We start from the raw sequence: 12506 nt of genomic DNA on the forward strand, positions 1-12506 counted from the left end.
GGCGGGGTTGTGTCCACGATCACCACGTGCGGACCCGACGGCTTGCTTTCGTTGCCCGCCTSATCACGCTCGACCACCGTGAACTCGTGCYTGCCTTCGYCCAGCGGCGTATCAGGCGTGAAGCTCCAGTTGCCGTCCTCGTCGACCTTCGTCTCGCCAACGGGCGTGCCGTTGTCGATCACGACGATCGTGTCGCCCGGCTCGCCCTTGCCCACCAGCGTCGGTGTCGTGTCGTCCGTGCTCTCGCCAYTGCCCACCGGACCCTGAATCGGGCCCAYGTTGTCAGTCACTTCGCCAACGACTGGCTGGCCCGGTGCTTCAACATCGGCGTCCGCATCGGCATCGGCATCGGCATCCGCGTCTGAGTCGGCGTCGGCATCGGCGTCGGCATCGGCATCGGCATCGGCGTCAGCGTCAGCGTCAGCGTCTGCATCGGCATCTGCGTCTGCGTCTGCGTCTGCGTCTGCGTCTGCGTCCGCATCGGCATCCGAGTCAGCGTCTGCATCAGCATCAGCATCCGAGTCGGCATCGGCATCGGCATCCGCATCCGCATCCGCATCCGCATCCGAGTCAGCGTCTGCATCGGCATCGGCGTCTGCGTCCGCATCGGCGTCAGCGTCAGCATCAGCGTCCGAGTCAGCATCGGCGTCTGCGTCTGCGTCTGCGTCTGCGTCTGCGTCTGCGTCTGCGTCAGCGTCAGCGTCTGCATCGGCGTCAGCATCAGCATCAGCATCAGCATCAGCATCCGAGTCGGCATCAGCATCGGCGTCAGCATCCGAGTCAGCGTCTGCATCGGCGTCTGAGTCGGCGTCAGCGTCCGAGTCAGCATCCGAGTCGGCATCCGCATCCGAGTCAGCATCCGAGTCAGCGTCCGCATCCGAGTCGGCATCGGCATCCGCATCGGCGTCAGCATCCGAGTCAGCGTCTGCGTCTGCATCGGCATCGGCATCGGCATCGGCGTCTGAGTCTGAGTCTGAGTCGGCGTCTGCGTCTGCGTCTGCGTCTGCGTCTGCGTCTGCGTCAGCGTCCGAGTCAGCGTCTGCATCAGCATCAGCATCAGCATCAGCATCAGCATCAGCATCCGAGTCGGCATCCGCATCCGAGTCAGCATCCGCATCGGCGTCAGCATCCGAGTCAGCGTCCGCATCCGAGTCGGCATCGGCATCGGCATCGGCATCAGCGTCTGCGTCCGCATCGGCGTCCGAGTCGGCATCGGCATCGGCATCGGCATCGGCATCGGCGTCTGAGTCGGCGTCGGCGTCTGCGTCTGCGTCTGCGTCTGCGTCCGAGTCAGCGTCTGCATCAGCATCAGCATCAGCATCAGCATCAGCATCAGCATCAGCATCAGCATCAGCATCAGCATCAGCATCCGAGTCGGCATCCGCATCCGAGTCAGCATCCGCATCGGCGTCAGCATCCGCATCCGAGTCGGCATCGGCATCGGCATCGGCATCAGCGTCTGCGTCCGCATCGGCGTCCGAGTCGGCATCAGCATCAGCATCAGCATCAGCATCAGCATCAGCATCAGCATCAGCATCGGCATCAGCGTCCGAGTCGGCATCGGCGTCCGCGTCAGCATCCGCGTCTGCATCAGCATCAGCATCCGAGTCGGCGTCAGCATCCGAGTCAGCGTCCGCATCCGAGTCGGCATCGGCATCGGCATCGGCATCAGCGTCCGAGTCGGCATCGGCGTCTGCGTCAGCGTCAGCGTCCGCATCGGCGTCAGCATCCGAGTCAGCGTCTGCATCAGCATCCGAGTCAGCGTCCGCATCCGAGTCGGCATCGGCATCGGCATCGGCATCAGCGTCCGAGTCGGCATCGGCATCGGCGTCCGCATCAGCATCCGCATCGGCGTCAGCATCCGAGTCAGCGTCTGCATCGGCATCGGCATCGGCATCGGCATCGGCGTCTGAGTCGGCGTCGGCGTCTGCGTCTGCGTCTGCGTCCGAGTCAGCGTCTGCATCAGCATCAGCATCAGCATCCGAGTCGGCATCCGCATCCGAGTCGGCATCCGCATCCGAGTCAGCATCCGCATCGGCGTCAGCATCCGAGTCAGCGTCCGCATCCGAGTCGGCATCGGCATCGGCATCAGCGTCTGCGTCCGCATCGGCGTCCGAGTCGGCATCGGCATCGGCGTCCGCGTCCGAGTCAGCGTCCGCATCGGCGTCGGCATCGGCATCCGCATCCGCGTCTGAATCGGCGTCGGCATCCGCATCCGCATCCGCGTCTGAATCGGCGTCGGCATCCGCATCCGCATCTGCATCGGCATCTGCATCAGCGTCTGAATCAGCATCGGCGTCAGCATCAGCGTCAGCGTCAGCGTCCGAGTCAGCATCGGCGTCCGCGTCTGCGTCTGCATCGGCGTCTGCATCCGAGTCAGCGTCTGCATCGGCATCAGCGTCCGAGTCGGCATCGGCGTCCGCGTCCGAGTCAGCGTCCGCATCGGCGTCGGCGTCGGCGTCCGCATCCGAGTCGGCATCAGCATCGGCGTCTGCATCCGAGTCAGCGTCTGCATCCGAGTCAGCATCGGCATCGGCATCAGCGTCTGAATCAGCATCGGCGTCAGCATCAGCATCAGCATCAGCATCCGAGTCAGCATCGGCGTCCGCGTCTGCATCCGAGTCAGCATCAGCGTCTGAATCAGCGTCAGCGTCAGCATCCGAGTCAGCGTCAGCGTCCGAGTCGGCATCGGCGTCCGCGTCCGAGTCAGCATCGGCGTCCGCGTCTGCGTCTGCGTCTGCATCGGCGTCTGCATCCGAGTCAGCATCGGCATCGGCATCGGCATCGGCATCGGCATCTGAATCAGCATCAGCATCAGCATCAGCATCAGCGTCCGAGTCAGCGTCTGCGTCTGCGTCGGCGTCTGCATCCGAGTCAGCATCGGCATCGGCATCGGCATCAGCGTCCGAGTCAGCGTCTGCATCGGCATCGGCGTCAGCGTCCGCATCCGCATCCGCATCTGCATCCGCGTCGGCGTCTGCATCGGCATCAGCGTCCGAGTCGGCATCCGCATCCGAGTCGGAATCCGCATCCGAGTCCCAGTGGTCAACCGCACCCGATGGCGCCTTTTCATCCAGGACAGGGATAGCGATCCCTGGGCCGCCACCATTGCCACCGCTGGCGGTAAGCCCTGCACCGAGCGCCGCCAACGCACCCAGCCCGACGAGGCCGAGGCCCGCCAGACCAACACCAGGTGCCGCAATAAGGCCGGCGCCAAAGCCATTCAGTTGCTCTGCGCCCAGAACCAGAGGCGAATCCGCGCCCTCCGCAAGGAAAGCCGCTTCGTGGTCATGCTCGCCGTCTGCGGCAACATATTCGTGGTACGAGCCGTCTTCACCCAGGCCAACCAGCTCGCCTTCATTGCCGTAGAAGTCTTCGATGATCAATTGCGGCTGGTCGAGCTCAGTCCCTTCCAGGCTGACCAGAAGGTTCTTGCCGGAACGGCGCACGGTAATGTTTTCCGGAGCGTGGCCGGTATTGGCCTGAGCCAGAATGAATTTGCCACCTTTGATGGCGGCAATACGAACCGGGGCGCCTTGCGCGGAACCGCGCAATTCGACCGTTTGTTTGATGGTGCTACCGTCAACGACGGCCAGCTTCACTGAATTCGAACTCACAGATGATCCTTTTTAGAGTGCATGTGCCGGCGAGTTTTGCCAGCGTATGGATAGAAATTGGTAAGAAATGGGTATGAAAACGACACGGCAGCCGCCGGGCTGCTGATCTACCTGTATTTTTTACGAGGGGCCCTGGAAACGGCATGGGACCGGTTTGGTTCTGGATAGGACTGGAACGAAATCCGGGTCTATTGCGGGCGTCGGTTGAGAGTCGCGAGCAATAGTGCTCACGCGTTATTTCGATTGGCGAAACAGGCGGGCATCTGGGATTTCGCCTCTCAGCCGTCGATGGCCAGAGCGGGCGTCACGCTCAAAAAAGGCCGCCAGCCAGAAAGGAAGGCGGCCCATCACGAAGCTCTGCACACGTGCGGTTTGATTCGTCGGTTTAATCGCTGGTGCGGCCCGTCGTCAGCCAGTCAACCAGCGCACCCGCAGTCGCGTATTCGCGCAGCACCGCCGCGTAGCCATCGAAACGGTTCGTCACTTCATTCACGCCGTTGCCGTAGTGATCGTTCTCCGCGGTCAACACATCGAGCAGGGTCCGTTTGCCCAGGTGGTACCACTGTTCGAAGAAGGCCTTGCGCACCTGATCGGTCTCGCCGGAAAGTCGTTCGTACTGGTCCGCGCGGCTGAGCATGGTGTGCGCATCCTGATGCGCGGCACGAATGCCATATTCGAGGTCACGCCGCTGCTGATCGAGGCGCTGCCACGTGGCCTGTGCCCGATACCCGGCGGCAGCCGTCGCCGCCTTCGTCGAACCGCCGCGGAATGCCGCCCAGTTGAGCGTCAGCATGGTCTGGGCGCCCCGTTGTCCCGCGCTCCCACCTCCGAAGCCGGTATTCGCACTGACAACCCAGTTCACCGTCGGGAGACCCGACGCTTTCACCACCTTGGCATTCAGGTCGGCCGCACTGGCTTCGGACTGAATCTGAGCCAGGCTAGGGTGAGCATCCGCCTGCTGCAGGAGTTGCGGCAGATTGCCCGGCCGTATCGGCCAGTTGCGCGCGCGTGGAATCGGCGGTGCGTTCTCGCCCACCAGTTTTTGCAGCTTCAGTTCCGCATCGCGCACCCTGGCCTCTGCGGAATCGCGCGCGGCTTCAGCTTGCAGCAGACGCGCCTTGGCCTGCGTGAGTTCGCTGCCGCGACCGCGATCGACTGCCACAATTTCACCCAGCATTTTCACGAGCGTGGCCATGCGCTCGACGAATTGCTGGCTCAGCTCAACGATCTCGCGTTGCTTGCCCAGCTCGACCAGCGTGCCCGTCACCTCGAACGCATTCTGGTCGCGGGCCACGGTGTAGTTGCTGCGCGCAGCGTCCGAGAGCTGCTCACGGCTTCCAATCGTGTTCTTGGTGCGGCCCCAGTCGTACACCGTCGTAGTTACCGTCGCCGCCACCGCATTGCCGTTGTTGCTGCCATCTCGATTGGGACCGAATTGCAAACCCTGCGTTTGCGAGCCGATGTCCACTTGTGGCCACCGCAGGCCTTTGGCTTCGTCGACGTCTGCATTCGCGGCTTGGTAGGTGGCATACGCCTGCCCCACTTCGGGACTGCGCTTCTCTGCCTCCTCGACGGCGCGCAGGAAGATGCGGCGCAGCGTGGCGGAATCCATCGACCCGCTACCGGTACGGGACGGTTGCGTGTCAAGCCACTGTGCGAACGTCGCCGGGGGCGTGCGGCTTACCGGCGTCGACGGCTGCTTCACCTCGGCCAAAGTCGATCTCAGCGCACTGGTGGCATCGCTCCCCAGCGCCTGCGTTGGCGGTTTCGTCGGCTGTGCCGCTTGCGGCGGCACCAGTGGCCGGGGCGCGCCCTGCTGTACAGAACGCAGATCTTCAGCACGTCCCGGTGCGCCAGCGAGGCTGGCCTGAGCCTGCGCGGCTTCGCTCCCTGCCAGGGCGAGCAACACCAAGAGTGACGAAACCAGCCATGCCACGGGACGGGTGGGCAAACCAGGGGGGCCGTCCTCGTGGGTGAGGGCTTGCCCCGTAATTTGAATCTCAGGAAAAATGTCTTGAGTCATGATCGGAACCGGTTAATTGATTGTGTGTGGCGCGGTAGCCGAACCGGAATCTCGACTCACAGAACGATGAAGCAAATCTCGTTTAAGGGTCTATTCGGCTACTTCGCGGTGACTTGATGAACGAAACACGAAATTTCGTACCGGCTCCAATTTTCGAAAAATCAGTCATGCCGCGAAATCGGACGGCCTCACCGGCATGGCAAGACCAGTACGAATTTGCATTGCCTTCCTAACGAAATAGAGGATTGCGAAGCCAGTGTTCTGAAAGTGACCTTTGGTGCGGTATCAGGCTGCAAAAAATCCTGACCGCAACAAACCGTCGCAGACGGGAGTTGTTCGATATAGAAAAATGATGGCCGCCTTTGCGGAACCGGACGCGGTCCCGCGAGTTGGATGGCGGTCAAGGAACGGGTCTGCAGCGCTACGGCTGGCGCACCGACGCCCGACTACACGAAGGGCTTGTCTACCTCGAGGATCTGCGTGACGAAGCGACGACGACGGAGTGCATTGCCTCGTGCTTGACCTGATGACCTCTCAGGGAAGGTCTAAGACAACGCGCACGTCGTGGTCCCGAAAAGCAGCCGCGCGAATATTGCGCCCCTTGACGGACCGCGACCAGTTGACGCCGGTCGAACTCGACGACTGCACACCACGAAATCGTCTTTCGGAAATCTGCACAGCAGCGAGCCGCTCCGTTCAAGGGTGCCCCGCCGCAGCAACGCGGCACGGCTACACCTCGATTAGCGCTCCCGGAACGCTTCACGAGCCTTGAAAATCGGCTTCAGAATGTAGTCAAGAATGGTTTTTTCACCGGTACGGATCTCGGCCGTCGCCACCATCCCCGGCAGGATGGGCAGACTATTCCCGCCTGCCTGCAACACACTCGAGTCCGTCAGCACAAGCACGCGGTAATAGGTTGCATCGGCTCGGCCCGCCGCGGCCTTCTGGTCGTCCTTGAGGGTGTCGGGGCTGATGTGCTCAACCTTGCCCGTCAGGCCACCATAAATGCCGTAGTCGTAGGCGGTGATCTTCACCGTGGCCGGTTGACCGGGATGCAGGAACGCCACGTCCGCAGGCTTAATGCGGGCCTCCACGAGCAACTGGTCCTCCAGCGGAACGATTTCCATGATGTGCTCGCCCGGCTGGATGACCCCACCAATCGTATTGAAGCGCACGTTCTTCACCGTGCCGTACACCGGTGCCACCACCGTCGTGCGCTGCAGGACATCGGCGCGTCCCACTACGGTTTCGCTGGTTTGCGCCAGTTCCAGTTCCAGCTTCGTCAGCTCCGAGTTCGCATCGGCCTGAAACTTGTTGCGCCGCTCGACCATCTGCGAGCGCAGGTCGTTTGCCTGACGGCGCATGCGAAGCAGTTCGACCTCGGACAGCAGTCCCTTGGCCGCCAGCGGCTCGGCCAGACCAATTTCCTTGCCCGAGAGCGAATAGCTCTTTTCCAGCGCCGCCACGCTGTCGTCGAGCGCACGACGTCGCGCGTTGTGGGCGAGCGTCTCCTGCTTCACGACCGCAGGCACTGCTTTCACGTCGTCCGGAAACGTCAGCGGTTGGCCGTACGCCTCGGCGCGCAAACGCGCAATCGTCGCCTTCAGGCCGACTGATTTGGACCACGCTTCTCGATAGCTTGTCTGGGCACGCGTGGGATCGATCTTTGCCAGCACCTGGCCCTTCTTGACGATATCGCCTTCGCGTACATCCAGTTGTTCGAGAATCCCGCCCTCGAGACTCTGGATGACCTGTTCGCGGCTTTTCGAAATGATGGTGCCCTCGCCAAGCGTGATCTCTTCCACGCGCGCAAAGTACGCCCAGGTCAGACCACCAGCCAGGACCGCGAGAATTAAGTAAAGCACGATCATCGAGCCCGGCGTCGACTGAGTGAGCAGCGATTCCTGGATGTCGCTCATGAATGCGGCGTCGGCTTTGCCCAGCTTCGCCTTTTTGGCGCCGCGTCTGAAAATGTTGAAGTTCATTGCAATCCCTTGTTCGGCATGCCTGCCTGCGAGTTACCCGCTTGCGCCGCGGTGGCCGGCACTACTTTTTTGCCGGCCATGATCCTCATACCCGTAGTGGCGGCCACGACGCTTGGCGCGGCGCGCGGCTTTGCGCGCGTCTGCGCTCCATCCATCGGTGCCGGCCCGCTCGTACCCGACAGTGCGGCGAGGATCCTGTCCTTCGGACCGTCGGCCACGACTTTGCCTTCCTCGACCACGACAATCCGGTCTACCAGCGCCAGCAGGGAGGGCCGATGTGTCACCACAACGATCGCCTGCCCAGCGGTTGCGCGCGCCAGGTGCTCAAGGAAGACCGCCTCGGTCTGGGTGTCCATCGCGCTTGTCGGTTCATCGAGCAGCAGAAGCTGCGGCCGGGCGAGCAGGCTGCGTGCCAACGACACCAGTTGACGCTGGCCCCCTGAGATGCCCTGTCCGCCTTCTCCGATTGGAAGATTGATGCCCTGGGGATGGCGGCTGGCGATCTGGTCAAGTCCGGTCAGACGGATCACGCGCAGAAACTCGTCGGCGCTCGCTTCTGGTCGGCCGATCATCACGTTTTCGCGCAGGCTGCCGTGAAAGAGACGCGCGTCTTGGCCCACGTAGCCCACGGCCTTGCGCCAGTCGGCCAGATCAATCTGCTCGACGTCCAGACCGCCCGTGAACATCTGACCTCCGACCGGTGCGTAAAGACGCGCCATCACACGCAGCAAGGTCGATTTACCGCTACCAATGCGGCCCAGGACGGCAACCCGTTCCCCGGCCTCGATGCTCAGGTTGACGTCCTTCAGAACCGGCGGACTCGGTTGCGTCGTCTGCGCGGGGTACGAGAAGCAGACGTCCTTCAAGGTGATTTGCCCCGAGAGCGGCGGCTTGGGTAGATACGTGCGTGACGGATCTCGATCGACGGGCATCGCCATCAGGCTGTTCAACGAATGCAGCGCGGCCTTCGCCTGCTGGAAGCGCAAGGCCAGTCCCATCACTTGGCTCAGCGGTGCAGTAATACGGCCGGCCAATATCACGGTACCGATCAGCGCACCTTGCGTCAGCTCGCCTGCATCAATCAAGTACACGCCTAGCACAACCAGCACCACCGTCTGCAGCTGCTGCAAGAAAGTGATGAAGCTCGTGGCCTTGCTGGAAATCTGGCGCGACTTCATCGACGAGGACGCAGCCATGGCGCTAAAGGTCTCCCAACGCTTTTGCATGTGGCCTTCGCCACCCACCGCCTTGAGGGTTTCCAGGCCCTCCACCGACTCGATCAGCACGCCCTGCTTGAGCGACGCCTCATTGAGGTTATCTTTCATGATCCGGGCAAGCGGCCACTGCACGAACAGACTCGCCCCGATGATCAGTGGGATCATCAGCAATGGCACCCAGCCGAGCGAACCGCCAACCGCGAACACTACGCCCACGAAGACCAGCACGAACGGCAGATCGGAGATCGCCGAGAGCGTCGCGGAGGACGCGAAGTCGCGCACCGACTCGAACTCGCGCAGTTGGTTGGCGAATGAACCCGCCGACGCCGGCTTGTGCTCCATTCGGATCGAGAGCGCCTGCCGGAACAGACGCGTGCCCATGACGAGGTCAGCCTTCTTGCCGGCCACGTCCAGCAAATGGCTGCGGACATGCCGCGAGATCCCTTCGAACAGCATCGCAATGCCCACCCCGATCGCCAGCGACCAGAGCGTGACGTAGGCTTGGTTGGGTACCACGCGGTCGTACACATTCATCGTGAAAAAGACGGTGGCAAGACCCAGCACATTAATCAGCAACGCGCCGAGCGCCGCACTCGCGTAGTAGCGCCGATAACGCCACAGCGTGCCCAGCAGCCAGTGACCGGCCGGCTCGCCGTTGTCTCCCTCGCGCAGTTCGACCCGAGCCGTCGGCTTGACCAGAATGGCGTAGCCCGCATAGATCTCATCCATTTCTTCTTGGGTGTACTCCACCGGCTCGGGGCCGAATTCCGGCACCATCACCTGATACAGAACGCGGCTTTTGGCTTCGTTGTCCGGGTTCGCCCGACGGCCTAGCAGAACGCAGCCGCCCATGCGGCGATGCAGCAAAATGACCGGCAGCACGTGCCCCGGCAGCAATTGCAGGCGGCGCTCCACCAGGCCCGCCGTAAGGCCCGCATTTGACAGGGCATCCAGCGCCAGTGACGGCGCAAGCATGCCGCTCTTCGGCAGCCCGGCGGTCAGTGCCTCCGCCGTCCTGCCACAGCCGTAGCGCTCGCAGATCCACATCACGGAACCGAGGAGGCCATCCTCGTTGGTGAGCGCCTGGGCCGCGGCCTGCATGTCAGGCAAAACGTCTTGAGTCATAATCGGAACCGGTTAGATTGCTCGTATGTGGCGCGATGATTGAACCGAAACCGGCCACGCAGAACAATGAAATAAGATTCGTCGTTCAAAGGGTTTCGGCTAAATTCGCGTGACTTGATGAACGAAGCATGAAATTTCGTAAGGGCCCCAATTGTCGGAAGATCAGTCACCCGGCGAAATCAGACAACGGCAACGGCGGGGCAGGACCAGTACGAATTTGCCTTGCGTCTGTCTCCCCTGTGCTGATTCCAGTGCCCAGCGGGTTTTTTACCCGTTACGTTCATACCCCCCCACCCAATGCAATACGGTTCAAGTCCGTCAAGTCCGATGTCTTCTGATTGCGGGCACGTTGCAAAAACAGGTCGTTATGCTCGACAGATAAAGGACGCCCCGAAATGGACGATCTCTCCATCCGCGTCATGCTTGCCGATGATCACCCCTTCATCGTTGCCGGACTGCTCCACCTGCTTAGAGAAGATCGCACCCTGAAGATCGTTGGCACCTGCGCGAACTCGACCGAACTGATCGCGGCACTCGGCACCCAGCCATGCGATGTGCTGGTGTCCGATTACTCCATGCCGGGCGGTGAGTACGGTGACGGCATTACTCTGTTTTCTTTTCTGCGGCGCCGATTTCCGGCCATGCGGATTGTTGTGCTGACGATGGTCGACAACGCGGGGACCATCCGCTCCCTACTCAAGCTTGGCATTCAGTGCATTCTCAGCAAGGCCGACGGGCTGAGCCATTTGCTCGCTGCGATTCACGGCGCGTATGCGCAGGGTCGTTATTTTTCTCCCAGTATTTCGGGAATCGTCTGGCAACTCGACGTCGAAACGCAAACCTCCAGTAGCCGGGCGCTCACTCATCGCGAATCCGAAGTGATCCGGCTCTTCGTATCAGGGCGTTCGGTCAACGAGATCGCGGCTGAGCTCAAGCGCAGCAAACAGACCATCAGCTCACAGAAATCCAACGCGATGCGTAAGCTCGGGGTGGCGAACGACACTGAATTGATCAAGCACTCTATTGGCACGGCGCTTGCCGCCATACCGGACGACGGCCCGCGTGAGCCGCCAGACACGGCGCAGTCACACGGGGCTTAACGCGTGCAGGCGAGGGGCGGAACGGACGATTCCGCCTGCCGACAGGTCAACGCGAGGCAATCGATCCCCTCTTCGAAATGTGCACAAATCCAGGGCTCGCTGCTTGGTCGAGCAGACGCTCCGTGACAGGCAGTGTGAGCCTCACACGCGCCGGACAGCCTTGCCTCAGCGGTTTCAACGCACCGGGAGTTTGTCGTACTCGCCCTAAACTTCGGCCACATGAAAAAAGCCGAGATCGAACCTTTCTTCGCGACGCTCCAGGCCGCAAATCCCACCCCCGAAACCGAACTCGAATACAGCACGCCCTTCGAGTTGCTCGCCGCCGTGCTGCTGTCGGCGCAGGCGACGGATGTGGGCGTGAACAAGGCGACGCGCAAGCTTTTTCCGGTCGCCAACACGCCGCAAGGCATTCTCGACCTCGGCATCGAAGGGCTCGAGAGCTATATCAAGACCATCGGCCTCTATCGCAGCAAGGCGAAGCATCTGATGGAAGCCTGCCGCATGCTGGTGGAGCATCACGGCGGTGAAGTCCCGAGGACACGCGCCGAGCTCGAAGCGCTGCCGGGCGTCGGCCGCAAGACGGCGAATGTGGTGCTCAATGTCGCGTTTGGCGAACCGACCATGGCGGTCGATACGCACATCTTTCGCGTCAGCAACCGCACAGGGCTGGCGCCGGGCAAGACGCCGCTGGAGGTCGAACTCAAGCTGGAGAAGCGGGTGCCCGCCGAATACCGTTTGCACGCTCACCATTGGCTCATCCTGCACGGACGCTACGTCTGCGTGGCGCGCAAGCCGATGTGCTGGAAATGCGCGGTGGCGCCCTACTGCGACTACAAGCCCAAGACGCCGCCGCCCTGAAGATCCATTTCGCCAGGTTCGCCGAGTTCGATGCTCACGCACTCGCCGAACGCGATCGGTTGCGCGGGCCACTGATCCGATCGCTCGACGCATCGCATGCCGACTTGCAGCAGCCACACCGCGCGAATTACGCCGGCATGCGTGATCCAGATGGCGTCGCGCCCGCCTGCGCGCCATGCATCGAAGGCGTGCCCCACCCGCTGCATGAATTGGCGCGTGCTTTCGCCGGTGCCGCCGGCGTGCGTATCCGCGAAATCGCGGGTCCACGCCTCGAACTCGGCGGCGTCAATGGCGGACCAGGGACGTCCCTCCCAATCGCCGAGGTCCATCTCGGCGAGGCGCGAGTCGTGATTGGCTCGCAAGTCGGGCCGCAACCCGACGATGGCTTCCGCGAGTTCGGCGCAACGCGACAACGGCGAGCAAATCATCGGTGCGCCGACAGGCAAGTGCTGCGCAACGCGCTCGGCCGTGGCGCGCGTCACTTCAGGCAGCACCGCAACATCGGTGCGTCCATAGCAAAGGCCCTCGGCGGCAGTGGTTTGCGCATGGCGCACGAGCAGAAGCCTCATGCCTGCAGAACC

Annotated in this window: 9 protein-coding genes; 3 read left to right on the forward strand and 6 right to left on the reverse strand. The window is 62.4% G+C overall.

Annotation, left to right across the window (positions count from 1 at the left end; all coding sequences use genetic code 11):
• Both AC1DSF_RS03255 and AC1DSF_RS03260 read right to left on the reverse strand, forming a co-directional pair.
• Window positions 1-290: Ig-like domain-containing protein (locus AC1DSF_RS03255; protein ID WP_478182328.1), on the reverse strand; the 290-nt coding region annotated here is incomplete at its 3' end.
• Window positions 287-3013 carry a hypothetical protein gene (locus AC1DSF_RS03260; protein WP_478182329.1) on the reverse strand — a complete coding sequence of 909 codons (2727 nt, stop codon included), beginning with the start codon at window positions 3011-3013 and terminating at the stop codon, window positions 287-289. The genes AC1DSF_RS03255 and AC1DSF_RS03260, both read right to left, overlap by 4 nt.
• A gap of 28 nt (window positions 3014-3041) precedes the next feature.
• Here AC1DSF_RS03260 and AC1DSF_RS03265 point away from each other — a divergent pair, with 28 nt between their 5' ends.
• On the forward strand, window positions 3042-3605 hold the full coding sequence (locus tag AC1DSF_RS03265) for a hypothetical protein (protein WP_478123449.1): 564 nt from the start codon (window positions 3042-3044) through the stop codon (window positions 3603-3605).
• A gap of 397 nt (window positions 3606-4002) precedes the next feature.
• On the opposite strand, the gene AC1DSF_RS03270 is transcribed toward AC1DSF_RS03265, so the two are convergent.
• From AC1DSF_RS03270 to AC1DSF_RS03280, 3 genes are all read right to left on the reverse strand, one after another.
• Complete coding sequence (locus AC1DSF_RS03270) at window positions 4003-5322, reverse strand: TolC family protein (RefSeq protein ID WP_478123974.1); 1320 nt, start codon at window positions 5320-5322, stop codon at window positions 4003-4005.
• A 1058-nt stretch (window positions 5323-6380) separates the two neighbouring features.
• On the reverse strand, window positions 6381-7625 hold the full coding sequence (locus AC1DSF_RS03275) for an HlyD family type I secretion periplasmic adaptor subunit (protein ID WP_478123450.1): 1245 nt from the start codon (window positions 7623-7625) through the stop codon (window positions 6381-6383).
• A complete protein-coding gene (locus AC1DSF_RS03280) occupies window positions 7622-9967 on the reverse strand; it encodes a type I secretion system permease/ATPase (RefSeq protein ID WP_478123451.1) in 2346 nt (781 codons plus the stop codon). Before AC1DSF_RS03280 ends, AC1DSF_RS03275 begins: the two co-directional genes overlap by 4 nt.
• A gap of 395 nt (window positions 9968-10362) precedes the next feature.
• Between AC1DSF_RS03280 and AC1DSF_RS03285 the strand changes: the two genes are divergently transcribed.
• Together AC1DSF_RS03285 and nth are read left to right on the forward strand one after the other, a co-directional pair.
• Window positions 10363-11067, forward strand: coding sequence for a response regulator (locus AC1DSF_RS03285; RefSeq protein ID WP_478123452.1), 705 nt, complete (start codon window positions 10363-10365; stop codon window positions 11065-11067).
• 219 nt (window positions 11068-11286) lie between these two features.
• Entirely contained in the window at window positions 11287-11925 is a 639-nt protein-coding gene (nth, locus tag AC1DSF_RS03290; RefSeq protein WP_478123453.1) for an endonuclease III, read from the forward strand.
• Here nth and AC1DSF_RS03295 read toward each other — a convergent pair.
• A complete protein-coding gene (locus AC1DSF_RS03295) occupies window positions 11898-12494 on the reverse strand; it encodes a histidine phosphatase family protein (protein ID WP_478123454.1) in 597 nt (198 codons plus the stop codon). The two genes, nth and AC1DSF_RS03295, sit on opposite strands and share 28 nt — an antisense overlap.
• Window positions 12495-12506: the final 12 nt, after the last annotated feature.

The organism is Variovorax sp. 01N429 (assembly GCF_056399425.1).

What these genes read in the sequence shown, in the direction of transcription:
- AC1DSF_RS03260 (WP_478182329.1), bottom strand. Translation starts at nt 3,013, where the DNA reads ATGCGGATGCCGACTCGGACGCTGATGCCGATGCAGACGCCGACGCGG.
- AC1DSF_RS03275 (WP_478123450.1), bottom strand. Translation starts at nt 7,625, where the DNA reads ATGAACTTCAACATTTTCAGACGCGGCGCCAAAAAGGCGAAGCTGGGC.
- AC1DSF_RS03280 (WP_478123451.1), bottom strand. Translation starts at nt 9,967, where the DNA reads ATGACTCAAGACGTTTTGCCTGACATGCAGGCCGCGGCCCAGGCGCTC.
- AC1DSF_RS03285 (WP_478123452.1), top strand. Translation starts at nt 10,363, where the DNA reads ATGGACGATCTCTCCATCCGCGTCATGCTTGCCGATGATCACCCCTTC.
- nth (WP_478123453.1), top strand. Translation starts at nt 11,287, where the DNA reads ATGAAAAAAGCCGAGATCGAACCTTTCTTCGCGACGCTCCAGGCCGCA.
- AC1DSF_RS03295 (WP_478123454.1), bottom strand. Translation starts at nt 12,494, where the DNA reads ATGAGGCTTCTGCTCGTGCGCCATGCGCAAACCACTGCCGCCGAGGGC.